Here is a 26449-nt window from a genome sequence, read left to right on the forward strand (position 1 = left end):
CGTGGGTCGGCAGTCGGGCGAGCGTCAGAGAGTGGCTTGAACAGTTCGTACACTATTATAACACGCAGCGACCGCACCAGTCACTCAACGGACAGACGCCAGCAGAGGTGCTAAACTAGACAGTGCCGGTGGTAGCATTATACGCTCAGAGCAACTTCTCAAGGCAGAATCCTCACCTCCAGACGTAGTCGGTCGTGAGGCCGAGATCCACGCTATCCGAGATGCAGTCGATCCGCTCACGGAAAGGAAGTCACCGGAGAACCTGCTAGTGTACGGCCCGCCAGGCAGCGGGAAAACCGTGTGTGTAGGCCACGTCTTCGACACACTGGGAAACAAGAATGGTGTGAAAACCGTCCGGATCAACTGCTGGCAGTACCGAACTCGGTCTTCCCTACTAACGGAGATGCTGATCCAGTTAGGCTATCCTGCTCCCAGAAAGGGGAAACCCGTTGATGAACTTCTCCAGATAATCGGGAACTGGCTCGACAAGAACCGGTGTGTCGCGGTCTTTCTCGACGAATTCGACCGGTTCGAAGACAAAGACGAAATCATCTACGACCTCCATATGTTAAACCAGCAGTCCGAGAACAAACTCGGTCTGGTACTAGTTTCGAACCTGCCACCAGGGGAGTTCTTCCTTGATTCACGGAGCACAAGCAGGTTCAACTGTCGAACAGTCGAATTCAAACCCTATACGGCGGAGGAGCTGAAGCAGATCCTTGAAGACCGGGTCGAGAAAGCGTTCCAGCCAGGAGTCGTGCAACCTGAAGTTGTAGAGAGAATTGCTGAGGGGGTGGCCCAATCGAGTGGTGACTGTCGGGACGCGTTAGAACAGCTTCTGCAAGCAGGCCGCCAAGCATCCAAACAGGGGGTCGACAAGATCACACCCCAGTTTCTGGAAAAGGTCGAAGGGTGATACGATATCGACTGGCCATCGAATGATCCGGTTGAGGAGATTGAGAAATACCTACTTGTCTGTGGTCTTGAAAAAGACCAGGTCGGAATTGTGCTTGAACCTTGTATAAATAAGGAAACATTAGAGCCCTGTTTAGAGGTGAACGTCCGCGTTCTCGAAGGTGAGAAAGAAGGAGAATACGCGATTGACGGAGTCTACCCATACAGCCAGGTCTCACCTGAAAAGTACCTTGAACAGATCTATCCGGACCAAATCACCCGGTTTGAGGAAACGTTCGCGGACGCAGAGCTCCAATATTACCAGCCGGATCGTTTGTAACAGGGGTTAAGCGGTACATTCTATGCGGTTAAGCATCAAGCTCACAGACCGGGTCTTTATAAAATACCGGATAGTAGTACGAGTCGAGGAACTCCGGACCGCCAGCGGGAGAGAATGCAAGACGGAGCGGCGATCTGTCGGTGGTCACGTGTGAAAAGATGCTGGAAGTATGATGATTCACCGGGTGGGTGACATGATTTTTCGCACGTGTGACACGATGGCCTTCCCAAGCTCATAGCCCGGGTTCAATTCCCGGCCGGCGCATCCTTCGACGAACGAACCTGAGAGGGTCAGTTCTCGAAGCACCGCTCTATCTCGCCGGTTTCGACGATATCAACGAGCGCCGAGGTCGCCGGTTCGTCGAACCGGAGCGGTCGCCGCCACCACGGACCCTTACCGGAATCCGCCGAGAGGTCGATCACGATTCGGTTCGGGTCCGCACCGGCGGTCCGACTCGACAGCGGGATCGCGCGGTCGAACAGTCGCGATTCGGCGGGGTCGCCCAACAGCAAGACTTCGGCATCGACCGTCTCGCGCTTGACGTGGGCGTTGTTCGCGAACCGCTCTCGGTCGGCCGGGTCGAGTGACTCGTACGCCGTGACGGGGTCGCGGTCAAGGCGGAACGCGCCAATCAGGTACGCGCCCCACTCCGGTGCCGCCCACGTCGGCGGGTCGCCGGCGGTCGAGAGCGTCGCGTAGAAGAAGGCGTAGTCGCCCGCCGCGAGGTCGGAAAGCGGGCCGGCCTTGACAGCGTAGTCGTCCCCGTAGGTGTAGGCCTCGCACTGGGGATACTCGGCGAACTCGGGATCCAGATGGACCTCGGTGTCGCGGACGTCCGGCGGGACATCCATCTCGACGTTCAGGTCGGCGTACGTCGGGAGAGACACCGCCGCGGGTTCGCGTTCCGGGATCGGAACGTACTCGAAGCGTCCGTCGGGGTGAACCGGCGCGCGGAACCCGGGAAGCGTCGTGTTCGCACCGACGTTGACCGCTACACTCCGTGGCATACTGCGAGCTACGGACGCTCGCCGGAAATATGGTTCGCAGGGACGGGTCCGCGGACCGGAGAGCGAGGTTACATTCCCAGGCGCTTGACGCACTCGTAGCAGTAGGTGTACGTCGGATTGCTCTCGTTTATCGTCCCGCAGTGCGGACACCGGCGTCCGTCCATGTCGTCCTGTTCGGACCACCCGGCGTCGTGGAGGTCCTGTGGCGCGTCGCGCCGGTCGCGCGGAACCGGTTTTCTCGGCGAGTAATCGCCGCCGTTCTCGCCGGAAAAGGAGGGGTTCGCCGAGTCGTCCCTCTGTTCACCCCGGAGATAGTAGTAGTAGATAGCCAGGTGTAGGAGAGCGAACGAGACGACGTAGATCAGAGCCCACTGTGGGATGTCCACGTGTACCACTACGTACTGCAAACACTTGTGTATTCGTGGCGGACCGTCAGAGTTAGGCGACAGCCGTTACCACTCGCCAGTATGGACCGTCGGACGCGCGTCGTTGCCCTCTCTGCTGTCGTACTCGTCCTCACCGCGGTGTTCGGCCTGCAGGTCGTACTCACGGATACGACCCAGCAGGGAACGGCCGTGGCCTCGGGGGCCGGCGAACCGTATCCCGGAAACACGCTCATCAGCGTCCAGAGCTACGGCGACGACTTCGACGGAAAGGCGATGGAAGTGACGCCGGACGGCGATCGAGTGTGGGTGTACGACCCGCCGAACTCGCGCGTCTTCGACTCGGAGATGCTCGACAACGGAAACCTGCTCGTCGCCGTTGCGACGAAAGTAAAGCGGGACAACTGTCCGACCGCCCAGATACTCTATCACTCCCAAGAGTGCGTCCACAATCGGATTCTGGAGATAGACGGCGACACGCTGGCGGGTGACGACGAAGAGATAGTCTGGCGCTACACCTGGTACGACGAGTACGTCCTCAACCACGAAGTGCACGACGTCGACCGCCTCGACAGCGGCGAGACGGCCATTGCGGACATGGGCAACGACCGTGCGTTCACCGTCGCCCGAAACGGAACGGTTACGTGGCAGTGGAACGCGACCGACCATCTCGGCGATGGGACGGAGTTCCACGAGGAGTACGGCGGTCCGGAGGGCGAGGGTTCTGAACGCGACTGGACGCACATGAACGACATCGACCACCTCGACAACGGGAACTTCCAGTTATCCGTCCGGAACTTCGACACGGTTATCGAGGTTGACCCCGAGACGAACGAGATCGTCGGTATGGTCGGCGAACCCGGGGATCACGAGACTATGTACGAACAGCACAACCCCCAGCGCCTCGACGAGTGGGGGACGCTACTCGTCTCGGACAGCGAGAACAACCGAGTCATCGAGTACAGCGTCGACAACGGGACGAGCGTGTGGGCGTACGGTGGGAGCGACCTCCTGTTCTGGCCGCGAGACGCCGACCGCCTCCCGAACGGGAACACGCTGATAGTCGACACGTACAACGACCGCGTGGTGGAGGTCGACAGCAACGGAGCCGTCGTCTGGGAGTACCGCGGCGTCGCGATGCCGTACTCCGCGGACCGACTCTCGGTTCCCGAAGAGGGCGGCGAGACGGTGCCTGGATGGCGACTCGGTAGCCGGACGGCGGAGCAGTCCATGGTCGCGGAAACCGCCGCAAAGGCCGAAGCCTGGGCTCGGTTCGTCTTTCCGAACTGGATCCGGCTGTCCCACCTGCTGACGATCTCTGCAGGTGCGCTCGCGTCGCTGCTTATCGTCCTCGATTTCGCCGTTCTCGGGACACGCCGCCTCTGGACAGTGCTTCGGAACGATAGGAGCCGGTGACACATTGCACACTCGACCGCCTGCTATCGGGCTATCACTGTATGAACCGTTTCACTGGCTACTATCGCTAGACGGTGAGAGACTGTCGTACGTCAGTTCGGTAGTTCGCCGACCTCGCGTCGGCGAAGACCGGAATACAGTTACGACGACTCCTATGAGAGGTCCCGGTCGAACTCGTCGAAGACGTCGAGACCGTCGTCGAGTTCGAACTCGATCCGGCGTTGTTCCTGGCGGTTCTCGTTCGCCTGGTCGATAGCGACGGCGACGTCCTCCCATCCGGGTTTGATCTTCACGCTCTCGGCCGGCATCCCGACGGCGATGTGGTGGTCCGGAATGTCGTTCTGGACGACGCCACGGGCACCGACCAGTGCGTTTCGCCCGACTTTGGTACCGGCACGGACCATCGCGTCGTAGGTGACGCGGGCGTCGTCCTCGATGATAGTGTGATAGTTCTGGACCGCGGTCTGGTCGACTACGTCGTGGTCGTGGCTGTACACGTGGACGCCGTCGCTGATCGAGACGCGGTCGCCGACAGTGATCCGTCCGCGGTCGTCTAGGTGCACGTCGTCGTGGACGACTGCGTTGTCGCCGACAGTGATGTTGTGGCCGTACGTGAACGAGATTCCCTTGAAAAAGCGGCAGTTGTCGCCGCACTCGTCGAACAGGTGTTTGGCGAGCATCCGCCGAAAGCGGAGCGCGAACTCGACGTTGTCGGCCATCGGCGTGGCGTCGAACTGACGCCAGAGCCACTGGAGATGCTTCGAGCGCTGAAACCGTTCCTCGTCTTTTTCGGCGTAGTACTCCGATTCGACTGTCGCGTTGCAGGGGTCGTACCCCTGGAGTCGAACTCGCGTCGCGTTGGAAACGGGCTTGCCGGCCTGCCACCGTTCGAACGCCTCTCGGTCCCCGTACAGGTCGACGAGAACGTCCTGAACGACGGAACAGGTGTCCTCGTCGCCGGACAGCCGACTATCCACCTCCTCGATGAACGCCGTCACACCGTCGTCCGCCTCTTCGGGGAGTGAGACGTGTCGCTTCGTCATTGTCACCCGTAACGCGGGCCGCGTTGAAATGGATTCGGATGACCGAAGATAGCGTTAGAGCGGTGGGTTCGGGGCGCTACGACCGTGCTACTGGCCTCTGTGAAAAGATCCACAATACACATATATTTGTTATATCATGTAGATGTATGGAACTGAAGAGACGGGCTGTACTCGGTACTGCTGGACTAACGCTCGTAGGCTCCGCTGGCTGTATCAGTACGGCTCTGGACGCCGTCTCCGGAACTTCGTTCGACACGCTGACGGTGACCGTCTCCACGACGGCCGCCTTCAGCGGCCAGATCGAGTTCGACGACGGAAACACGACGAACAAGATCCCGGTCTCCGGCCTCGGAGAACAGGAGTTCGTCATCCCGGACGACATGAAAGAGAGCGACCAAGAAGCGGTCGACAACATCGAACCGCCGATTTCGGCGTCCGTGTTTCCGCGGGGCGGAGGGCCTGACGAGGCGGTATCGCTGGATCTGACCGTCGAAGCGGACAGCGAAGAACTCGGCACCGACACGGCGACGGGCGACGAGACGGCGACGGTCAAACACGACCCCTGACGTCGAGCGAACCGGACCCGATAAGTGCGTTGCATCCCAACGCGCACCCATGCAGCACCGCGAACTCGGAAGCTCCGGCGTCGAGGTCAGCGAAGTGGGGTTCGGCGCGTGGGTAGTCGGCACTGACTGGTGGGGCGACCGCGCCGAAAGCCAGGCGGTCGACATGATCCAGCACGCGCTCGACCGGGGAATCACCTTCTTCGACACCGGCGACGTGTACGGCCACGGCGACAGCGAAGAACTGGTCGGCCGCGCCCTCGCTGATGTCCGCGACGAGGTGACGGTGAGTACGAAAGTCGGCTACGACTTCTACAACAACCCACAGGCCGGCCACGGCGAACTGCCAAAGCGGATCGACGGCGAGTGGATCGAGACGGCGGTCGACCGCAGTCTCGACCGACTGGACATGGACTACGTCGACGTGCTGATGCTCCACAACGCGAACGTCGACGAGGTCGACCGCGACGTACTGGAGACGCTCGACGACCTTCGCGAGGCCGGCACCGTCGATGCCGTCGGATGGGCGCTCGGACCCTCCATCGGGTGGCTCGCCGAGGGCGACCGCGCCATCGAGGAAGGGTTCGACGCCGTCCAGGTCGTGTTTAACGTCCTCGAACAGGCACCCGGCGGGCATTTCCTCGACACTATCGAAGAACTCGACGCCGACACTAGCCTCCTTCCCCGAGTCCCACACTCCTCGGGCCTGCTGAACGAACAGGTCACTCCCGACACTGAACTCGACGAGGGCGACCATCGCGCGTACCGCCCCGACGAGTGGTACGAGACGGGGTGGGAGAAGGTCGACGCGCTTCGGTTCCTAGAGCAGGATGGGGAGCGCACAATGGGACAGGCGGCCATCCAGTGGCTGCTCGCCCACGACGCCGTCGCCTCCGTGACGCCGACGTTCCGCACCGCAGCGGACATCGACGAGTGGGCCGTCGCTCCCGACACGCCGCCGCTCAGCGACGAGGAGGTCGACCGCGTTGCGGAGCTTCACGCTGACAACTTCGGCATCGACCGCGACGACGGCATGGACAGCCTCCGCTCGTCGGTCGACGGCGAAGACATCGAATCGGCCGGAATCGAGAAGATGAGTGCGGGAGATTAACCGGGCGAGCGTTTTACCGCGAGTCAGTGATCTCGCGCGCTTTTGTGCGGGCGACTGATCGGGTGAGAACCTCGGCGCGAGATAGCAGTCACCCGCGTTTTTGTGCCGCGGGCCGAGCGGTCGAGCGTTTCACCGGAGACTGCGCTCGGCGGCACGTTTGATCCGGGTCCGAACCCCCTCGCTTCCGCTCGAAACCACTAGACTGCACGGCGGGAGACAGCGGTATTTTTACTTTCACCCTACAGTGGAGGCGACCGGTCGTTGCGCTGTCGGTCGAAGCGTCCGCCGACCAGTAGCGGATACAGTCCGTTCGGGGCCAACCGTTAACCCCTCGCTGGTGGTACGTCGTTCCATGGCAGACGACACCGTCAAGATCACGGCGACGCTGGAGATCGAAGTCGACGAGGACGAACTCGAACTGACCGCCGAGGGGGACGGTCTGATGACGGCGGACCTCGTCGCACCGGGTGTTGACGGTGTCTTGCGGGCAGACGCCATCACGTTCGCGTCCAGCCAGGGCACCGAAATGGATACACAGACGCCGCCGAGTCGCCCGGGAGAGCCGCCCGCGGAGTTAGACGAGGCTGTCGAGCACGCCGACATGGCGGGACACGTCGAACCCGCCGAAACCGGCGAGTCGGTGAGCGAGGCGGAGATCGCCGAGGCGCTCCCGGACGACCCCCTCGGCGACGAACAGCCGACGTTCGAGACGGCTAAGGCGCGGTTCCAGCTGTTCCGCGACAAGGCGGGCGACTGGCGCTGGCGGCTCCGCCACGACAACGGGAACATCATCGCCGACAGCGGCGAGGGCTACTCCTCGAAGCAGAAGGCCGAGCAGGGCCTCCAGAGCGTGAAGGCGAACGCGCCGGGGGCGGAGGTGGAGTTAGCGCCCGGGAAAGAGTAGGAACGGGAGTGCGGTGAGAAGCGGACGCGACAAAGTTCCGAACGACAGCGCGAGAGGTCGCGTTAGGCGAGGAAGACGTGTCGCGGCCGGTCCGCAAGGACCTCCCGCCCGAAGTCGACCGTGTCGGCGAAGGCGTCGCTGCGGAAGAACTCCATGCAGTCGTCCTTCGAGTCCCAGCGGCTAGTGATGAACATGTCCGTGTCGTCTTCGACGTTGGCGTAGAGGTGCGTCTCGCGGTGACCGTCCATGTCCGCGAGGAGGCCGCCGACGGTGTCGAACCGCTCGACGAACTCCTCGCGCGAGTCGGGCTTGACGGTGTAGAACATACCCATCGTGCCGAACGCTGAGGTGCCGTCGTCACCTTCCTGTCGGACGATATCGGGCAGGTCCGAGAGGTAGTCGCTGGCGGTGTCGGCGGCGTCCGCCGTCTCCCAGATGGAGACCACAGCGGGGTTGGAGCCGTCAGCCTCGTAGACGGCCGTCTTGACGTGAGTGTCGTAACGGTCGAACCCGTCGCTCAGGTCGTCGACCTCGTCTCGAAGGACGTCGACGTCCGCTTCGGAGTAAAGCACCAGCGAGAACACGTCCTCGCCGTGTGGCTGGCCGGCGTAGATGCCGAGGTCGTCGAGTTCATCGCGGATGTGCGTCGCGTCGCCGCCGTCGCCGGTATGGTCACCGTCGTCGCCCACAACTGTCGTCTCCCCGCCGCCGAGCGCCCCGGCGTGTGTCTCCGTCACGCCCGGCAGGCCTTCGAGAAAGCCCTGTGCGGTGTCGGCCGCGCTCTCGGTTTCCCAAACGGAGACGATAGCCGTGCCGTCGTCGGTTTCGTGTACCTCCGTCAACACGTGCGTGTCGTAGTGTTCGAAGTTGCCGCGGAGGCCGTCGACCTCCTCGCGGACGGTCTCGACGTCAGCGTCCGAACGGAGAACGAGGCCGTGAGACCCCTCCGGGGCGTCGACATCGACGCCGACCGCGGCGAGTTCGTCGCCGATGTCGGCCGCGTCCGCGGCGGTAGGATCGCTCTCGCCGTCGCCGGCGAGCGCCTCGGCACCCGCGTCAGTCGGCACCTCGTCGCCGGCGAGCAGTGCGTCCAGGTCCTCGGGCGGGAACCGCCGGCCGACGTAGAACTGGCCGAACTCGGCGAACTTCGACGACGAGGGGTCGAAGCGCATCTCGTACAGCAGGTCCTTGATGTCCGTCGGGTCGTCGGCGAACAGCGTGACTCCCCACTCCCAGTCGTCGAAGCCGACGCTGCCGCTGATTATCTGGGACACCTTCCCGGCGTAGTCGCGGCCGATGTCGCCGTGACTCGCCATGTGTTCGGTGCGTTCCTCCATCGGGAGGTCGTACCAGTTGTACTCCGGATCACGGCGCTTGCTCATCGGGTAGAAGCTGACGTACCCGTCGTCGGGTATCTCCGGGTGGAGGCGAGACCGGATGTACTGTGCGAGTCCCGAGTCGTCGGCAACCTCGTCCTCGAAGTACTCGCGGGCCCGCTCGCTGTAGCCCGACGCTTCGGTGACGGAGACGTAGGAACTCGACCGCTCCGTGAACTCGGCGAGGGCGGTCCCCTCGAACTGCCGCTGGAGGGCGTCGAGAGCCGCCATCGTCGGGCGCAGGTGGACGATCATGATGTCGGCCTTGTGACCGACGACGCTGTAGACGGCGGACCCGCCGTCGTCGGGGTCGACGCTCTCGACGTCGCGGAGGTACTCGACGCCGGCCTCGATAGCGTGTTCGCGGTCCCGTTCGGCCGCCGCCCGCCAGGCGTCCCAGTCGACGGTTCGGAGGTCGTGGAGCGCGTACCAGCCTTCTTCCGTCGGCGGGGGATCTCGTCTGTCCATACTCCAACGTTAGGACGGATCGAGTAAGGGCCTTACCGTTTCGTTCGGGGTCGCCGCGGAACTATCGTCTGGCTGTCGGACGCAAAGAACCGACCAGTCGCGAAACGTGGGAGTAATAAGACTGATATCTATCGGCTCTGATCAGTCGCTCGATGCCGCCCTCTCCACCCTTCATCGACTCGGCCACCGGCGAGTTAGACACGGACCGCCTCCTGTACGAGGCGATACCGATCGCGAAGCTGATCGCCGCGGTCGGTGCGATAGCAGTGGTCCCGTTCGGAATCGCGTTCCTGTTCGGCTTCTCGATTTTCGCTGGGCTCCTCGTCCTCGTCGGCCAGTTCGTCGTCGCAGTCGGGACCGGTCTCGTCCTCCTGTACGTCGCTCTCCGGGCGCTGCAACTCGCGAACGCGGACGACGGACAGATCGACGAATAATTACGCACGCCCACGAGGAGCCGCGAACTTCCAGCGGACGCCGGGAACCGGCGGGCGCTCGGCCGGAGTATCACCCGACCGGAGACGACCGAAACCCTTTCACAGTCACCACGGAAAGTGCCTCCCAATGCGGAAGAGCGGCCCACCGAAAGGCCTGATCTCGTACGTCGTGCTCGAACTACTCGACGAGAAACCCCGGTACGGATACGAGATACTCAAGGAGATAGAGGACATCAGTGGCGGTCACTGGGAGCCGTCGTACGGGTCCGTCTACCCCATTCTCTACAAGTTCGAGGAGAAAGGCTGGGCGGAGCGGATCGAACGCGAGGACGAGCCCGACCGGAAGTACTTCGAACTCACCGACGACGGCCGCGACGAACTGGCCGAAAAGCGCGAGGAGAGCGCGGAAAAAGCGAAGGAGTTCGCGGACGTCATCCTCGGGTTCTATCACGTCTACGTCGGCTTCACCACCGACGACCGCTTCGAGTTCCCGACGGTCGAGAACTCCTGGCGGTTTGACGAGGAGTTCAGCGCCTGGATCGTCGAACAGATGATCCGCCACCACGAACACTACTTCGACGAGTTCGACCGGATCGAGGAGACGCCCGAGGAGTTCAACGAGCGCCACGGACTCGACGAGAACTGACTCCAGGCCCCGGGTCGGACCCTGATACTGTCGGACGGAAGCCCGCGAAGACTGTCGACACGCCGGGACGTCGAATCTCGTCACGGCGGTCCGTCCGACGGTATGAACTCCGCCCGGCGACGAACCTGTTTCTCGCTACCCGAGGAGTTGCGGTCCGAACACCAGCAACAGGAAACTCACGAACATCGTCAGGCCGACCGTCGTCGTCACCGTCCGGGTGAGTTCGTGCGTGGTGTCGATCGGGAGCCGCGAAACGACCGCTTCCGTGCTCGTCCGGAGGATCCGTCCGCCGTCGAGCGGGAACGCCGGGATACAGTTGAAGAAGCCGAACTGGACGTTGATCCACCCCGTCCAGAACAGCACGTTCGCGAGGGTGAACACGCCGCCGCCGAGGAACGCGAGCGGGCCGTCGACGACGTAGAAGTTCGTCATCGGGCCGGTGAATCCGGCGAAGGGGAACGCGAATCCCGCGAGCGCTCCGAGCGGGAGAAACAGCGTGATCAGTATCTTGCCGAAGAAAGAGCCGACCGGACCGGGCAGGTCCGGACCGCTTCCCGCGCCGCCGTCTCCGCCGAGCAGCGTGAGATACTGATCGGAGGGGTACGTCTGAATACCGAAGTCGCTGACCGTGAGTCCGGACATCCCCTCCGCCTGCCGCGTGACGCCGATGAAGCCGATGTCGTCCCGCGGATGCTCCCCGAGAGTGACGTTGTACGTCACCCGTTGGCCGTCTTTATAGGCGACCATCGACACGTCGTCGCCGGGCGAGGAGTTGTCGGCCCAGTCGTGGAGGTCCGACAGCGATGTGACCCGACGGTCGTTCATCCGGACGATCACGACGCCGTCGCCCGCGGACGCCTCGGAATCGGAGAGCGGGCCGTCGTCAGCGACGTGGACGTACGCGCCCACTGGGAACGTCGCCTCTCCGGTCGACCCGTTCTTCTGGACGGTCGCCGCTATCACTTCGCGGTCCTCGACGGCGTTTTTGAACGCCTGTTCGGTGTACACTTCAGTACCGTTGACCGCCCTGATAGTAGATCCGCGCTCGACGTTTACCGGACCGTCCGGCGTCACGCCGGTGACGAGTAGCGAGCGGTTGACCGTTTCAGTGTTCTCCCCGTTTATCTCCACTTCCACCTCCCGGTCGTCCTCGCTCTCGAGCAGAGCCGTGAGGTCGTCGTTCGTCTCGACCTCTTGTCCGTTGACCGCGGTGATGCGGTCACCGTAGCCGATCCCGGACTCGTTGGCGGGTGACCCCGGGAGACTCCCGCCGACGGCAGCGCCGGAGGCGAGGCCGATAGAGCCCGCGACGGGGCCGAACAGCAACGCGAACGCGACGACCGTAATCGCGAAGTTGTTGGTGACGCCGGCCGCGAGCATCCGCGTCTTCGCGCCGCGGTCGGCCGCCGCTTGACTCTCCTCGTCGGGTTCGACGAACGCGCCGACCGGGATGATCGTGAAAAAGGCTAGTCCCATCGAATCGATGTCGATCCCCTCGACGCGGGAGAGCAGGCCGTGCCCGCCCTCGTGGACGATGAGGCCGAGCGCGAGGCCGGTAATTATCTCGGGCGCGACCGAAAGCGGGAGGAAATCGTTGACGCCGGGGATGACGAGGACGTTTCGCGGCTGATTGACTGCCGTCGACTCAGTCTGCTGGAGCGCGGCGAACGCGCCGAACAGGAGGAAGACGAACGAGCCGACCATCAGGACGATGGAGATGCCGATGCCGAAGTTCGCCCAGGCGCGCCAGAGGCGTTTCGGGGCCGAGAGCCAGTCCAGGAACTCGCGGCCGCGCTTCGTGTGGAGGGTCATGATCGGCCCCTGGGTGCCGATGTAGTCGGGTAGCAGGCCCTGCCGCCGCAACAGCAAGACTACGAACCAGTAGACGACGATGCCGGCAAGCACCCACATCAGCGTACTCATTGTTTCACCGTGGGGGCGGGCAGGTCAAATGGGTTTGGTTCCGCGGACCGTCTGTCAACGCTCGCGCCGGAGTCGCGCTACGACGAACGTCTCGTCCAGTTTCGCCAAGAACGGACCGAGTTTCGGTCCCTGCTCCTCGTCGAAAAAGAGGCGGTAGCCGACCGAGAAGAAGTCACCGACGGGGATATCGTGGCGCTTCGCCGTCTCGTATATCTCTCCCTGGATAGCCTCGGGATCGTCCTCGCGTTCGACGAAGTCGGCGAGTTCGTCGAGCGCCGCTTCGGTGTTTTCGTCGAGTTCCACGCCGGGCATCTCTCGGCGCTTGAGTTCGTAGTTGAACTCGTTGTCCGTGCGGCGCGCCCACTCGCGGGCGCGTTCGACGCGGGCGAGCGCCTCCTCGACGGCCCAGTCGGGCGCGTCGGCCGGGATGTGGCCCTCGCGCCGGGCGATCTCCTCGCGCAGGTCCTCGTCCTCAGTCATCCCGAGAACGGCGGCGAACGTGTACGGCAGGCGGACGCGCTCCTCGCGGGCCTCCCGTACTGCGATCGGATACGCGCGCTCAGCGAGTTCGCGCTCTCGCTCGTCACCCTCGCGTTCGCCGAAGTACACCGCTTCGAAGTTGTCGAACTCGTCGACTAGCTGGTCTAGCCGGGAGATGTCGAAGTCCCGCGCCCTGCTGGGGTCTTTCGTGAAGAAGTACCGGAGCACCTCGGGTTCGAGCATCTCCAGTACGTCCGAGACGAGAACGACGTTCCCCTCGGAGGACGAAAAGGGCTCGCCGTTCAGCGTGAACCACTCGTACACCATCGGCACCGGCGGGTCGAACTCGAACACGTTGCGCGCGATGTCCTCGCCGCTCGGCCAGGAACCCTCGGCGTGGTCCTTGCCGAACGGCTCGAAGTCGACGCCGAGCGAGCGCCACTGCGCGGGCCACTCGAAGCGCCAGGGGAGTTTGCCCTCGCGCAGAGTAGCGGTGCCCTCGTGGCCGCAGCCTTCGATGGTGCGGTCGCCGGCCTCCATATCGGTACAGACGTAGTCGACGGTGCCGGCCTCGACATCGACGGCTGTCACCGTCTCCGTGATCTTGCCGCAGCTCTCACAGACCGGATTGAACGGGACGTACTCCGCGTCGATCTTGTCCTGGTATTCGGCGAGCACCTCTCGGGCGCGGTCGGCGTTGGTAAGCAGATAGCGGGTCGCGTCCTCGAACTCGCCGCTCTCGTACATCTCGGTGTTCGAGACCACGTCGAGAGAAACGTCCAGTAGGGCCGCGCTCTCGGCGATGAGACTGGAGAAATGTTCGCCGTAAGAGTCACAGCAGCCGAACGGGTCCGGGATGTCGGTGTACGGCTTGCCGAGGTTTCGCCCGAGCGCGCCGGCGTCGACGTCGCCGAGGTCCACGAGGTTCCCGTCGAGGTCCGCGAGTTTCCGCGGGAGTTTTCGGAGCGGGTCGCGGTCGTCAGTGGTGAACACCTGTCGGACTTCGTGACCGCGGTCGCGGAGGCGCTCCGCGACCACGTACCCCCGCATGATCTCGTTGACGTTTCCCAGATGCGGGACGCCGGACGGCGAGATACCGCCCTTGACGACTATCGGCTCGTCGGGGTCCCGGTCGAGGACTCGGTCGGCGACTTCGTCGGCCCAGAAGGCACGGTGTTCGTCGTCCTCTCGCAGCGTGTACGGGTCGCTCTCGGCGGTCATCTCTCGGCCCAGTAGGTCGGTTCGTCACCCGCGGTTTCCGGGATGACGTCGGTTCCGTCGTGTTCGCCGTCGCGAACGGCGTCGGCGATCCGCTGCGGGTTCGTGCCGTCGAGAACGATGGTTCGCACGCCCGAGCGTTCGATGATCTTCGCCGCGAGCAGGTCGACCGGGGCGGAGCTACCGGCGGTCATATCGATGTCGGCGATCACGTCGACGAGTTCGCCCGCGGAGAGGCGGTCGAACGGTTCGGCACCGTCGTCCTCGTTGGGGTCCGCGTTGAACACGCCGGGGACGCTCGTCGCGTAGACGAGCAGGTCGGCGTTGACGTACTCCGCGACCGCCGCGCTGACCGCGTCGGTCGTCTGCGCAGGCGTGACGCCGCCCATCACACAGATGTCGCCGCGGCGCATCGCTTCCCCCGCCTCCTCGTAGTCTTCGGCAGGTGCCGGGACGGCGTCTTCGCCGAGCGCCGCGATGAGCAGGCGCGCGTTCAGGCGCGTCACGTCGATGCCGATCTGGTCCAACTCGATCTCGTTCGCGCCGAGGTCTCGCGCTGTCCCGATGTACTCCCGGGCGACGCCGCCGCCGCCGACAACTGCCCCGACGGAACAGCCGTCGTCAGCGAGTGCCTCGATGACGGCCGCGTGCTCGCTGACCCGCTCCGACCCGAGGTCGGGCGCGAGAACGCTCCCGCCGATAGAAACGACCACTTTCATGCTACCGCCGAGTAACCCTGTCGCGCTCTTAAGGGTTGCCAACTCTCTACCGTTTCGACTGTCGCGCCCGAACGGCCGCGCCGAACGCCGCGGACATCCAATCTCGCGGAGAGGTAAAGGCGCGGTTTCTCCCGCGTAGCTGGGCTTGGGCCCGTCATTACAAACCCCTCAGGGGTGGTCGTTTCCCGTCACCCTATGCGCCGCCCTATCGTACTCGTCTGCCTGTGCGTTCTGCTCGTCTGCGTCGCCGCGGGCAACGCGGCGGCCGCAGGCGCTACCGGCGACGCGGCGACCGTTGTCGACGGCCTCGAGAACGTGCAGGAGGACGACGCGGATCCTGACGACGCCCACGGCGACGACCAAAACGATGCGGATGACGCGGACGACGGCGACGACCGAAACGATGCGGATGACGCGGACGACGGCGACGAGGCGACCGATTCGGACTCCGACGACGACAGCTCTAACGGGGAGGGACGCGCGGTCGAGGTAGCAACAGACGACGGCGACAGAGAAGTCGGGATAGAGTTCGAAACCGACGAGCGCGACGTGGAGATAGCGTTCGAGGGCGAGGAGGGGGTTGTGACGGTCGAAACCGAGGACGGAGAGCGCGAGGTTCCAGTCGAAGACGGGCGGCGGGAGACGCTGTTCGAAGACGGCGAGCGCGAAATCGTGCTCGATACCGAGGGCAGCGAACACGAGATAGTGATCGAAGGCGATGACCCCCGCGAGATACCGCTCGGCACCGCGGACGCCGAACAGCGAGAGAGCAACGCGTCGGGACCGGGTATCGACAGCGACGAGGACAATTCGGATGCGGCTGACGACGGGGCGACAGGCAACGAGAGCGAACGAACTGGAGACACCCTCGCGGCCGGGCAGGAAAACGGCTCACAAGGGAACGAGACGGTGTCGGACGACGGAGCGGAAGACGGAGCGGAAGACGACGGAGCGGAAGACGACGGTCCCCGGACAGTCGGCGTGACGAACGTAACCGCGAACCGCACCGAGGTTTCGACGGGAGAGTCGGTAGCCATCCGGGCGGTAGTCGTCAACGAGGGCGACACCGAGACGACGACGAACGTCACGCTTCGTCTCTTCGACGAGCGGGTCGGAACTGAGACCGTCACCCTGGAACCCGGCGAAACGCAGACCGTCGAATTCGTCCGCGAGATCGAAACAGCGGGAACGTATCAGGCGTCAGTGAACGGCCAGACGGTGACGATCAGGGTCATCGACGGCGAAACCACGATGGCCGAGGAGGAAACGAACGGCGGGGGACTCGACGGGTTCGGGATACCGGCAGCCGTCGCCGCGCTTGCGGTCGGAGCGCTTCGGTGGCAGCGACAGTGACGACACCGCGGGCGAAGGCTACAAGCCCCGGCGAATCGAAGTGGTGATATGAAAGTACTCGGCGTCGTGGGACCGTCGGACAGCGGAAAGACTACCCTCGTCGAGCGGTTCGCCGAGCGGTTCGACGGCCACGGGACCGTGGCGACGGTGAAGCATCTCACGCACGCACCGGCGGTCGATACGGACGGGAAAGACACCGCGCGACACAGGGCCGCAGGCGCGGACCGGACGTACGGTATCACCGACGACGGCGAGTGGTTCGGAACCGGCGACTCCCGAACGCTCTCGGAGACGCTGGACGATCTCTCACCGCAGTACGACTATGCGGTCGTCGAGGGGTTCAGCGGCGCTGACATGCCACAGGTCGTCCTCGGCAACCGTGACCACCGAGGCGAGGCCATCGCGACCGGCGAAACGGCAACGGACATAGACGTGGGCGACGTGGTCGACTCCCTACGAGAGACGGAACCGTACGAAACGCTCGGGTCCCTCGTCGCCCGCGCGAAACGCTCTCCGGCGGCGGAGAAAGCGGGCGCGGTAGCCACGTTCACTGGACGGGTCCGTGCGAAAGACCACGACGATGACGAGGCGACCGAGTTCCTGGAGTTCGAGAAGTACGAAGGCGTCGCCGAGGACCGACTCGACGCCCTTCGTGCGGAACTGGCAGACCGTGACGGTGTGTACGAGGTACTGCTGCACCACCGAACGGGCGTTGTCGAGTACGGCGAGGATATCGTCTTCGTCGTCGTCCTCGCAGGACACAGGAAGGAGGCGTTTCGTACGGTCGAAGACGGGATCGACCGTCTCAAAGAAGACGTGCCGATTTTCAAGAAGGAAGTGACGGTCGAGGACGAGTTCTGGGTTCACGAGCAGTGACGAGATGTAGAAGTTGGAAAACCAACACATACCCGGGATAATAATAAATATCCCGAATACAGAGTTAGATGCGATTATAAAACGTCTCGTCCCCTCTAGTCCGTTTATTAAGGGTAAACTAAATAACATGAAACGGAGTAAAAACCGTAGATTGGGCTAAAAGCGCTCGAAACTGGCCGAAGCATCCTTCCTTTATAACATATCCCCGGTATTACGGGAGAACGAGGCGACAACAAATGAGCGCAACCTCGCAGCCCTCCACTGAAGACCCGACTACAGAGAACAAGGAAGATCGACTCAAGCAGTTCCTCCGGCAGAAAGCGACGGACGGGGAACTGTACTTCAAGAGTAAGTTCATCGCGGACGAAGTCGACCTCTCCCCCAAGGAGATCGGCGCACTGATGGTGAAACTGAGCGATTCCGCGAGCGAGCTAGAAGTCGAGAAGTGGTCGTACACGAGCGCGACGACGTGGCGCGTCGAACCGGCCTGATCCCCCGCAGTCCCCCGCCCCACAACCCCGCTGTCAGTGGGTTTATCACGCTACGCCCGCTAAAAACGCCACGATGGCGAACAGAGATGGCCCCGACGTGGGCCCCCCCGCCGATTCGTTCGCTTCTTCATTTCGAGTGTACGAGGTGCGGACCGACGGTGACCAGTTACTGTACTACGGCGACCCGCTCGTCCCGCCGGAGCAGCTGATGGAACACATCTGGCCGCGCTTTCGTGCCGACGGGTACGAAGTCCGATTGACTCGCCGGACTGGCGAGTACGTCCTCGTCGCAGAACCCGTCGACGTCGGCGTCGACGGGATCCCGTGGACGAACGTTATCCTCGCGGTGGCGACAGTGTTTTCGACGCTGTTTGCCGGGACGGTGTGGTACGGCTACGACCCGATAGCGAATCCGGAGACACTCCTTGGCGCGTGGCCGTTCACCGTCGCGATCATGGGCGTTCTCGGGGTGCACGAACTCGGACACTACGTCATGAGCCGATACCACGGCGTCGACGCCACGCTCCCGTACTTCCTCCCGCTTCCGACGCTGATCGGGACGATGGGCGCGGTGATCAAGATGAAAGGGCAGATGCCGGACCGCAAAGCCCTGTTCGACATCGGTGCGGCCGGTCCGCTCGCTGGGCTGGTCGCTACCGTCGTCGTGACGGCGGTCGGTCTGTCGCTCCCCCCGGTCGACGTGCCGCCGGGAACGCTCCCGTTCGAACTCGGCTACCCACCGCTGCTGGTACTCATTGCGGACCTGACCGGGCAGCAGTTGTACTACCCGCCGGGGGAATCGATCCATCCGGTCGTCGTCGGCGGCTGGGTCGGCATGTTCGTCACCTTTCTGAACCTGCTACCGGTCGGTCAGCTAGACGGCGGCCACATCGTCCGGGCGATGGCCGGCGACCGCCAAGAGACGGTCGCTGCGCTGGTCCCGGCCGTCCTGTTCGGTCTGGCCGGATACCTCCACTACGTCCGGAACGTCGCCGGTAACGCCATCTTCCTCTGGGTTTTCTGGGGACTGTTCGCGTCGGCTATCGCCTTCGCCGGACCGGCGACGCCGGTGTACGACGAATCGCTCGATACCCCGCGGATGGCGCTGGGAGCGCTCACCTTCCTGCTCGGTGCGCTCTGTTTCACGCCGGTGCCTATCGCCTACGGCGGATGAACTGAAGCTGACGGCACCCACCCTCGGCGTCACTCACCGTGCGTGAATCCGCGGTCCGGCAGTGCGTCCCCATCTATCGTCACGCCGCTTTCGGTGACATCGCCGACCACGGTTATCCGCGTCGGCGAGGCGTCCCTGACCGCATCGACGGCGTCTTCGGAAACGGTAAAGACGAGCTCGAAGTCCTCGCCGAAGAACAGCCCCATCTCGCGGTGTTCGTCGGCAGTATCGGCCGCCGAGTCGACGCTGTCGTCGACCGGTACCGCCGCTTCCTCGACGGCGAACCCGCAGCCGCTCGCTTCGGATAGCTGATGGAGCGAGCGCGCGAAACCGTCACTGGAATCCATCATCGCCGTCGCGTGCGGGGCAATAGCTCGCCCCGCTGCGACGCGCGGTTCGAACCGGAAGAGGTCGTTCGCCCGCTCCGTCTTCCCTCGCCGAAACAGCCGTAACGCGGCCGCGCTCCGGCCGAACGTTCCGGTAACGCACAGGCGATCACCGGGCACTGCGCCACGGCGGCGGACGGGGGCTGTCGTCTCTCCCAGCGCCGTCGTCGCGACGGTGAACTCGTCGTGTTCGTCCAGGTCTCCACCGACGTATTCGGCGTCTACGCGCTCACAGACGGCCGTCGCTCCCTCGACGAAGGCGGCGAGTTCCGCCTCGCCGAACGACGGCGCGGCGTACGCGGCGACCGCAGCAGTCGCGTCGGCACCCATCGCAGCGACGTCCGACAGCGACGCGCCGACGGACCGCCAGCCGGCGGTGTACCGGGTCGTCCCGTCCGGGAAGTCCGTCGTCTCGTGGAGCATGTCGGTCGTGAGCACCTGGTCGTCGACGACGGCGGCGTCGTCGCCGGCCGCGCCGACGGACTCGCCCAGCAGCGCCAGGGCAGTCCGTTCGTTCATAGTCGACCATCCCACCGGGGGCCGAAAAACCGACCGGTTAGCCGCCACTGAATCCGGATACCGCAGACCCGGTGGTTTCAACTGCCGGACGGTCGTCAGTACGCCGCATGGTCAACGGGAGCACCCGGGCGAAAATAGCCGGATTCCTCGGGGCGCTGGCGATACTCGCCGGTCTGTTCTGGGTCGCGGGCGTCGACGAGATACTGGCAGCGCTCGGGCGCGCGCGACCCGTCGTCGTCGCTGCCGTCGTCGTGGCGGCGCTCGGGTGGCTTCTCGCGTGGGGGCTCGCGCTCAGGACCGTTCTCGACGCACTGGGAATTTCACTGTCCGTGCCGCGGTCGTTTCTCGTTTTCGCCGGCGCGATGTTCTCGAACAACGTGACGCCGTTCGGCCAGGCCGGCGGGGAGCCGTTTACGGCCCTGCTCATCTCGCGAACGACCGACAGCGAGTACGAGACGTCGCTCGCCGCGATAGCGAGCGTGGACGCGCTGAACTTCGTCCCCTCTATCGGGTTCGCGCTACTCGGCGTCGCCTACATGGCGACCGAAGTGACGTTCAACGCACGTCTGGAATACGCCGCCGCGTCGGTCGGGGCGCTCGCCGTTGCACTCCCGGTTGCCGCGTATCTGGGCTGGCAGCACCGCTATCGAGTCGAGCGATCGGCGGTTCGAGTCGTGACGCCGCTCGTTCGCTGGCTGACGAAGCTCATTCCACGGAAGTCGCCGCCGACCGCCGCCGACATCGAGCACCGCATCGAGGGGTTTTTCCACACCATCGAGCGGGTCGGAACGGACCGACGGACGCTCCTTCTGGCGCTCGGGTTCTCGGCGCTCGGGTGGCTGGGTCAGATGTGTTCGCTGTGGCTCTCCCTGTACGCGCTCGGCCATCCCGTCTCCTTCGGCGCGGTGATGGTCGCGATCCCGCTGGGGAGCGTCGCGGGAGTGACCCCGCTTCCGGGCGGACTCGGCGGAGTCGAAGCGGTTCTCGTCGCCCTGCTGGTACCCACGACGGGCCTGATGCTGTCGACGGCGAGCGCCGCCGTCGTTATCCACCGAACAGCGACGTACTGGCTGTCGACGGGGATCGGCGGCGTCGCAGCGTCGATGTTCGGGGTGACCGATAGCGGGTGATAACGACCGGCGCGGGCCCGTGGGAATACGATGGCCTTAAATGCCGCGCGAGGGAAGGCGATGGTATGACAACGCTGTACGACGTTCCGGCGGACGCGCTCATTGACGCGCTCGCCGACGAACTCGAGGACCAGATCGACGAACCGCAGTGGGCGAAGTTCGCAAAGACCGGTGCCGGTCGCGAGCTACCCCCCGAACAGGAGGATTTCTTCGCCGTCCGCGCCGCGAGTCTGCTTCGCAAGGTCGCGACGAACGGCCCGATCGGGATCGAACGGCTCTCCACCCATTACGGCAGTGCCAAGCGGGGGTCCAACCGCTACCGCGTCGCCCCCGCGAAGCGAAGCGACGGGAGCAAGAACGTCATCCGCACTATCCTTCAGGACCTCGAAGAGGAGGACCTCGTCGAGACCGCCGACGGCGAAGGCCGCCGCATCACCGCTGAGGGCCGCAGCCTGCTCGACGAGACCGCCGGTGACGTTCTCGAAGACCTCGACCGCCCCGAACTCGAACGCTACGCCTAGAGACACCAACTTTCATACTCGCTGTCGCTAAAATAGCATTCATGAGCGACAGCCCCGCGATCCGGACCGACGCCCTCTCCAAACGCTACGACGACACGCTCGCCGTCGACGACCTCTCACTCTCCATCGAACGCGGTACCGTTTACGGGTTTCTCGGGCCGAACGGAGCCGGAAAGACGACGACGATGCGGATACTGGCGACGCTCACCCGCCCGACCTCGGGGACCGCCCACGTCGCCGGAAACGACATCCGCGACCGCGAGTCCGTCACACCACACATCGGCTACCTGCCCGAGGAGCCGCCGCTGTACGACGAACTCACGGGTCGGGAGCAACTGGAGTACATCGCTGGCCTCCGGGACATTCCCGAGCAGGAGGCGACGGAACGGATCGACCGCCTGCTAGAGCGGTTCGACCTGGCCGAGGACGCGGACAAGCGGATCAACGCCTACTCCAAGGGGATGCGACAGAAGACCGGCGTCATCCAGGCTGTCCTCCACCGCCCCGCAGTCGCCTTCCTCGACGAGCCGACGAGCGGTCTCGACCCCCGCGCCGCGCGGACGATGCGCGAGACCATCTCTGATCTGGCCGAGCGGGAGATGACCGTCTTCCTCTCGACGCATATCCTCCCCGTCGTGGACGAACTGGCCGACACGGTCGGCGTGCTTCACGACGGCCGACTCGTCGCCGAGGGACCGCCCGAAGAACTCAAGCGCCAGGCGGAGTCCGGGGGAAGCCGGAGCCTCGAAGACGCCTTCCTCGAAGTGACCGACACGCCGGCGACGGCGGACTGAACGCCCGAGAGGAACCGACAGATCACGTTACGGGCCGGTCGGCTCAGTCGACGGATCAGTCGTACGGGTGACACCGCGCCAGCGCCTCGTGGACGGCGTCTTTCCGACCGAGGAACGTGATGTGGTCGCCCTGCTGGAGCGTGAAGTCGCCCTCGGGGACTTCGTTGTTGCCGTCCCGACCGACCAGCGCGATGAGGACGCCGTTGGGGAGTTCGTCGTCTAAGTCGTCGATCGTCCTGCCGACGAGGTCCTCGGCAGTGACTTCGATCTCCTGAACGTCGCCGGAGCGCCCGAGTTCGGTCATCCAGTTCGACAGCGCCGGACGCTCGATGACGTTGTCGAGCGCCCACGCAGTCGCCATCGAGGCGGAGATGGTCCTGACGCCCAGGTCCTCGAAGGCGTCGACGTTGTCCGGATTGTTCGCCCGGGCGATCACGGTTTCGACGTCGAACTTCGAACTCGCTAGCTGAGCGACGAGCAGGTTGGCGTCGTCGTCTCCGGTCGCGGCGGCGACGATCTTGGCGTTTTCCGCGCCCGCAGAGCGTAACACCTCGGTGTCGGTGCCGTTGCCCTTGTGGACGGTGAATCCCTCGTTCCGAGCGCGTTCGACGATCTCTTCGTCGTGCTCGATGAGGACGACGTTCTCTCCGCGGTCTTCGAGGCGCTCGGCGAGCGAACGGCCCACCTTCCCGCCTCCGACTATTAGTACGCGCATAGGTATCACATCAAGGTACTCCGCTATCTTTCTGGCGAGACCGCCCTCGAACACGACGGTCGCCAGGATGACGAGGAACACGGTGCCGACGAGAATGTTCGCCTGCGTGGCGACGAGTTCCGCCTGTGCGATCTCGCCGGCCGCCCGTAGCTCGTCGGCGTGAGACTGGAGTTCGAGTGCGAACAGCGTCGCAACGGACGCGGGGATGATCCCCCGCGGTCCGACGAAACTGACGAACAGCTTCTCCCCCTTCGTGAACTGTGCGCCGCTCGTCGAGAGGAACACGAGCAACGGGCGCAACACGAGCGCGACAGCCAGCACGACGATTATCCCACCGACGCCGAGTTCGAGCAGGCGGTCGAAGTTCAACAGCGCCGCCAACGCGATGAACACGAACGAGAGGACGATGAGCGTCACGTCGCCTTTGAACTCCTCGATGTTCTCCTCGTACGGCAGATCGGCGTTTCCGAGGATGATCCCGGCGGCAGCGACGGCGGCCACGCCGGACTCGGTCGCGATCGTGTCCGCGGCACCGTAGGCGACGATGGCACCGGCGAGGGTGAGTAGACGGGCGTTCTGTGGCGCATTGCCGGGAGAGAGGTCGACGTTCCCGAGCACGTACCAGATGACCGCCGCGACGACGAGTCCGACGAGGAGGCCGACCCCGAGACGCTGAGCGAACTCGGGGGCAAGCGAGTACGGGTCGGATGCGCCGGGCTGGAGCGCGTCGAAGATGACGACAGCGGCGATCGCGGCAGTCACGTCGTTGACGATCCCCTCCGTCTCCAGCGCGGCGGCGACACGGTCACGGACGGGGACGACACCGAGAATCGGCGTGATAACCGTCGGGCCGGTGGCGACGAGCAGTGCGCCGACGAGCAGGGAGGTTCCCCACGTCGCACCATCTATCGCGAAGCGGACGGCCACGGCAGTGCCGATCAGTGCGATAGCAGCGCCGATAGTGACGAGCCGAAACGCCGCGGAAGGCGCTTCCTTCAGCTTCTCCACTTTCAGGTGGAACGCACCCTCGAAAACGATGATCGCGACGCTCAGACCGACGATCACCGACAGTGAATCGCCGAAGGACTGGCGGGTGACGAACCCGGCACCCTCCGGGCCGACGGCGATACCGGCAATGATGAGAAAGAGGACGCTAGGGACCTGAAAGCGGTCGGCGAGTACCTGCGAAATGACGCCCAAAGCGACGATAAACGCAACCAGCGGTAGGAGGTTGCCCGCGCTCACGCGAGACACCCTCCGCTCGGAAGAAGGGAGAGTTGCCGACTGCTATCCGCGAACCTGAAGCTCACCCGTCGTGTGTCCGCTCTGCGCATGTTACCCGCCATCAGACGGGTCAACGAAGTCCGCCCGTAAAAAACGCCGACCTTTCCTCCCGCGTTGCCGATTGTCGGCTGTGACCCCGTTTAGATACCGTTCCGGGATAGAGAACGCGTTCGACTCGGTACTGTGGAACGCACCCTGTATGCAAGTTGATCATTCGTGCGACTGGGTTGACCGCGAGGTGGACTCGTATATATCGGATATCAGACTTCCGTATCGGTCCAGAATATTGCGGCGCTTTTTCTTCATCGTCGGCGTGAGCAGATCGTTTTCCTCCGTGAACTCGTCGGGAACGAGGCGGAACTGCTTGATCCGCTCGTGGGATTCGAACCGCTCGTTCACCTCGTCTACTTCCGCCCGGACGAACTCGTGGACGCGGTCGTCCTCGTACATCGCCGCGCGGTCGTCGGGGAGGTCGATCCCCGTCTCCGCGGCCCACTCCCGGACCGTGTCGTCGTTCGGAACGATGAGCGCGCCGACGAACTTCTCGCCGTCGCCGACCACCATACACTGTTCGACGACCTCGCTCGACGCGAAAGCGTCCTCGATGGGGCCCGGCGCGACGTTTTTCCCGGTCGACAGGACGAGCAACTGCTTGAGTCGCTCCTCGAACACGATGTAGTCGTCCGGGCGCTGCCGGACGATGTCGCCCGTGCGGAACCAGCGGTCGTCCGCGTCCCCGTCGTCTTCGGCGTTCCCGGCGTTGCTGTCGCCGGGCAGTCGGGAGAACGCCGCCTCGGTCTCGCCCGGCCGGTTCCAGTAGCCGTCGGTGACGTTCGGCCCGCGAACGAGGAGTTCACCGACCTCGCCGTTGGCGTCTTCGAACTCCCCCGGCGGTAGTACGCTGTCGTCGAGATAGACGTCCACGTCGGCGACCGGCGGTCCGATAGTACCGACTTTCGGTTCGTCCGGCGGATTGACCGAGACGACGGGGGAGGTTTCGGTGAGTCCGTACCCCTCGTAGATCGGCAGTCCCATGCCGTGATAGAGCGCACAGAGGTCCGCCGAGAGGCTTCCGCCGCCGCTGATGAGCAGTTCTATCTCGCCGCCGAGCGCGTCCGTCACCTGGTCGAAGACGAGTTTCTCGGCGACGGCCTGTTTCGCTCGCAGCGAGAGCCCCGGCGAGTCCGCCTCGTGGTAGGCCCGCCCCACGTCAGTCGCCCACTCGAAGATGCGTTGTTTCAGGCCTGACTCGCTGGCCTGTTCCCTGATGGCGTCGTATATCTTCTCGTACACCCGGGGGACGCTCGTCGCCGACGTGGGCCGGACGGCCTGGAAGTCCTCCTGGATCGTGTCCGAACTCTCCGCGTACGCGACGCAGGCACCGCAGGCGAACATCACGAAGTGGCCCGCGGTGCGCTCGAAAACGTGGGCAAGCGGAAGGAAAGAGACGGTCCTGGTCTCCTCGTCGATAGTCAGATCGCCGTCGCGGTCCGGTCGGAGAGCTAACCGCTTGCGGATCTGGTTGACGTTCGACCGGAAGTTGCGGTGCGTGAGTTTCACGCCTTTGGGCCGGCCGGTCGTTCCGGACGTGTAGATGAGACTCGCCAGGTCGTCGACGGAGCGGTCGCTCAGCCACTGTTCGTACTCGTCGGGGTCGTACTGTTCCGCTCCGCGTTCGTGGACGGTTGCCAGCGAATACACGTCGTCGCGGTCGGACTCGACGGCGTCCATCGTCACGATACAGTCGAGGTCGAGGTCGTCCTCGACGGCAAGCACCGTGTCGAGTTCGTTCCTTCCCTCGACGACGACGGCGGTCGCGTCAGGGTCGTCGAGCAGGTAGTGCGCTTGCGATTCGGACGACCCCCTGTAGACTGTCGTTACGACGCCGCCCGCCGCGAGCAGGGCGAAATCGCACTGCGCCCACTCAATTCGAGTGCTCGCGTAGAGACCGACCCGGTCGCCGTCCCCGATCCCGAGGTCGCGGAAGCCGGCCGCCAGGCTCCGCACGATGTCGCGCACGTCGGCGTACGACAGCGCCCTGTACTCCCCGTCCGGTGCCGCCTGAACGACGGTCCCGGCGAGCGAGCGGTCGTAGACGCCGCCTTTGTACTGCTGGGCGGGACGGTGCTCGTTTCGCGCCGCGCTGTCTTCGAACATGCGCGGCAGCGTCGTCATCTCGATGACGTCGTCCGTGTACTCGGATTCGGCCTCCCGCCAGGTCATACCGTATGATAACTAACCACGATGGTATAAAAGATGAGGAACGATAGACCCGTGTCAA

The 26449-nt window shown here is 64.2% G+C and carries 25 protein-coding genes; 15 read left to right on the forward strand and 10 right to left on the reverse strand.

Annotation, left to right across the window (positions count from 1 at the left end):
* Positions 1–119: integrase core domain-containing protein (locus EYW42_RS08115; RefSeq protein ID WP_161972926.1), on the forward strand; the 119-nt coding region annotated here is incomplete at its 5' end.
* A 20-nt stretch (positions 120–139) separates the two neighbouring features.
* A complete protein-coding gene (locus EYW42_RS08120) occupies positions 140–916 on the forward strand; it encodes a Cdc6/Cdc18 family protein (protein ID WP_237561309.1) in 777 nt (258 codons plus the stop codon).
* A 608-nt stretch (positions 917–1524) separates the two neighbouring features.
* Here the strand turns inward: EYW42_RS08120 and EYW42_RS08125 are convergent.
* Both EYW42_RS08125 and EYW42_RS08130 read right to left on the reverse strand, forming a co-directional pair.
* Positions 1525–2241, reverse strand: coding sequence for an Nmad3 family putative nucleotide modification protein (locus EYW42_RS08125; protein WP_135534772.1), 717 nt, complete (start codon positions 2239–2241; stop codon positions 1525–1527).
* Positions 2242–2309: 68 nt separating this feature from the next.
* Positions 2310–2627, reverse strand: a complete 318-nt coding sequence (locus EYW42_RS08130; protein ID WP_135534773.1) for a DUF7577 domain-containing protein — start codon at positions 2625–2627, stop codon at positions 2310–2312.
* A gap of 81 nt (positions 2628–2708) precedes the next feature.
* Between EYW42_RS08130 and EYW42_RS08135 the strand changes: the two genes are divergently transcribed.
* Positions 2709–4040 (forward strand): aryl-sulfate sulfotransferase, encoded by a 1332-nt coding sequence (locus EYW42_RS08135; RefSeq protein ID WP_135534774.1) that lies wholly within the window; start codon positions 2709–2711, stop codon positions 4038–4040.
* Between the two features lie 152 nt (positions 4041–4192).
* On the opposite strand, the gene EYW42_RS08140 is transcribed toward EYW42_RS08135, so the two are convergent.
* Positions 4193–5083, reverse strand: coding sequence for an acyltransferase (locus tag EYW42_RS08140; protein ID WP_135534775.1), 891 nt, complete (start codon positions 5081–5083; stop codon positions 4193–4195).
* Positions 5084–5229: 146 nt separating this feature from the next.
* On the opposite strand from EYW42_RS08140, the gene EYW42_RS08145 reads away from it, so the two are divergent.
* The 3 genes from EYW42_RS08145 to EYW42_RS20520 all read left to right on the forward strand — a co-directional run bounded on the left by EYW42_RS08145 (position 5230) and on the right by EYW42_RS20520 (position 7661).
* Positions 5230–5649 carry a hypothetical protein gene (locus tag EYW42_RS08145; protein WP_135534776.1) on the forward strand — a complete coding sequence of 140 codons (420 nt, stop codon included), beginning with the start codon at positions 5230–5232 and terminating at the stop codon, positions 5647–5649.
* 49 nt (positions 5650–5698) lie between these two features.
* The gene (locus EYW42_RS08150; protein ID WP_135534777.1) at positions 5699–6757 is read left to right on the forward strand and encodes an aldo/keto reductase; all 1059 of its coding nucleotides are present in this window, start codon (positions 5699–5701) and stop codon (positions 6755–6757) included.
* 352 nt (positions 6758–7109) lie between these two features.
* Positions 7110–7661: an HVO_2922 family protein gene (locus tag EYW42_RS20520; protein WP_375137125.1), complete on the forward strand. Its 552-nt coding sequence runs from the start codon at positions 7110–7112 to the stop codon at positions 7659–7661.
* 62 nt (positions 7662–7723) lie between these two features.
* Here the strand turns inward: EYW42_RS20520 and EYW42_RS08160 are convergent, their stop codons facing one another.
* Complete coding sequence (locus EYW42_RS08160; protein WP_135534778.1) at positions 7724–9505, reverse strand: heme-binding protein; 1782 nt, start codon at positions 9503–9505, stop codon at positions 7724–7726.
* A gap of 152 nt (positions 9506–9657) precedes the next feature.
* Between EYW42_RS08160 and EYW42_RS08165 the strand changes: the two genes are divergently transcribed.
* Both EYW42_RS08165 and EYW42_RS08170 read left to right on the forward strand, forming a co-directional pair.
* A complete protein-coding gene (locus EYW42_RS08165) occupies positions 9658–9939 on the forward strand; it encodes a hypothetical protein (RefSeq protein ID WP_135534779.1) in 282 nt (93 codons plus the stop codon).
* 127 nt (positions 9940–10066) lie between these two features.
* Positions 10067–10585, forward strand: coding sequence for a PadR family transcriptional regulator (locus EYW42_RS08170; protein WP_135534780.1), 519 nt, complete (start codon positions 10067–10069; stop codon positions 10583–10585).
* 135 nt (positions 10586–10720) lie between these two features.
* Here the strand turns inward: EYW42_RS08170 and EYW42_RS08175 are convergent, their stop codons facing one another.
* The 3 genes from EYW42_RS08175 to pyrH are packed head-to-tail and all read right to left on the reverse strand — an operon-like array spanning position 10721 to position 14925.
* On the reverse strand, positions 10721–12508 hold the full coding sequence (locus tag EYW42_RS08175; protein WP_135534781.1) for a site-2 protease family protein: 1788 nt from the start codon (positions 12506–12508) through the stop codon (positions 10721–10723).
* A gap of 54 nt (positions 12509–12562) precedes the next feature.
* Complete coding sequence (lysS, locus tag EYW42_RS08180) at positions 12563–14209, reverse strand: lysine--tRNA ligase (protein ID WP_135534782.1); 1647 nt, start codon at positions 14207–14209, stop codon at positions 12563–12565.
* Complete coding sequence (gene pyrH / locus EYW42_RS08185; RefSeq protein ID WP_135534783.1) at positions 14206–14925, reverse strand: UMP kinase; 720 nt, start codon at positions 14923–14925, stop codon at positions 14206–14208. Before pyrH ends, lysS begins: the two co-directional genes overlap by 4 nt.
* A 195-nt stretch (positions 14926–15120) precedes the next feature.
* Between pyrH and EYW42_RS08190 the strand changes: the two genes are divergently transcribed.
* The 4 genes from EYW42_RS08190 to EYW42_RS08205 all read left to right on the forward strand — a co-directional run bounded on the left by EYW42_RS08190 (position 15121) and on the right by EYW42_RS08205 (position 18819).
* On the forward strand, positions 15121–16278 hold the full coding sequence (locus EYW42_RS08190; RefSeq protein ID WP_135534784.1) for a hypothetical protein: 1158 nt from the start codon (positions 15121–15123) through the stop codon (positions 16276–16278).
* Positions 16279–16326: 48 nt separating this feature from the next.
* Positions 16327–17154: a molybdopterin synthase gene (locus EYW42_RS08195; protein ID WP_135534785.1), complete on the forward strand. Its 828-nt coding sequence runs from the start codon at positions 16327–16329 to the stop codon at positions 17152–17154.
* Positions 17155–17390: 236 nt separating this feature from the next.
* Positions 17391–17645, forward strand: a complete 255-nt coding sequence (locus EYW42_RS08200; protein ID WP_135534786.1) for a DUF7123 family protein — start codon at positions 17391–17393, stop codon at positions 17643–17645.
* Between the two features lie 73 nt (positions 17646–17718).
* Positions 17719–18819, forward strand: a complete 1101-nt coding sequence (locus tag EYW42_RS08205; RefSeq protein ID WP_135534787.1) for a site-2 protease family protein — start codon at positions 17719–17721, stop codon at positions 18817–18819.
* Positions 18820–18848: 29 nt separating this feature from the next.
* Here EYW42_RS08205 and thiL read toward each other — a convergent pair whose 3' ends face one another.
* On the reverse strand, positions 18849–19724 hold the full coding sequence (gene thiL, locus EYW42_RS08210; RefSeq protein WP_135534788.1) for a thiamine-phosphate kinase: 876 nt from the start codon (positions 19722–19724) through the stop codon (positions 18849–18851).
* A gap of 107 nt (positions 19725–19831) precedes the next feature.
* Between thiL and EYW42_RS08215 the strand changes: the two genes are divergently transcribed.
* The 3 genes from EYW42_RS08215 (at position 19832) to EYW42_RS08225 (ending at position 22169) form a co-directional block, all read left to right on the forward strand.
* On the forward strand, positions 19832–20854 hold the full coding sequence (locus EYW42_RS08215; RefSeq protein WP_135534789.1) for a flippase-like domain-containing protein: 1023 nt from the start codon (positions 19832–19834) through the stop codon (positions 20852–20854).
* A gap of 65 nt (positions 20855–20919) precedes the next feature.
* Positions 20920–21375, forward strand: a complete 456-nt coding sequence (locus tag EYW42_RS08220) for a 30S ribosomal protein S19e (protein WP_135534790.1) — start codon at positions 20920–20922, stop codon at positions 21373–21375.
* Positions 21376–21416: 41 nt separating this feature from the next.
* Positions 21417–22169 (forward strand): ABC transporter ATP-binding protein, encoded by a 753-nt coding sequence (locus tag EYW42_RS08225; RefSeq protein ID WP_135534791.1) that lies wholly within the window; start codon positions 21417–21419, stop codon positions 22167–22169.
* A 55-nt stretch (positions 22170–22224) separates the two neighbouring features.
* Here the strand turns inward: EYW42_RS08225 and EYW42_RS08230 are convergent, their stop codons facing one another.
* Both EYW42_RS08230 and EYW42_RS08235 read right to left on the reverse strand, forming a co-directional pair.
* Positions 22225–24138, reverse strand: a complete 1914-nt coding sequence (locus tag EYW42_RS08230) for a cation:proton antiporter domain-containing protein (RefSeq protein WP_375137126.1) — start codon at positions 24136–24138, stop codon at positions 22225–22227.
* A 240-nt stretch (positions 24139–24378) separates the two neighbouring features.
* Positions 24379–26391 (reverse strand): AMP-dependent synthetase/ligase, encoded by a 2013-nt coding sequence (locus EYW42_RS08235; protein ID WP_135534793.1) that lies wholly within the window; start codon positions 26389–26391, stop codon positions 24379–24381.
* Between the last annotated feature and the right edge of the window lie 58 nt (positions 26392–26449).

Origin of the sequence: Halostella pelagica (assembly GCF_004762015.1) — an archaeon.
Classification (GTDB): domain Archaea; phylum Halobacteriota; class Halobacteria; order Halobacteriales; family Natronoarchaeaceae; genus Halostella; species Halostella pelagica.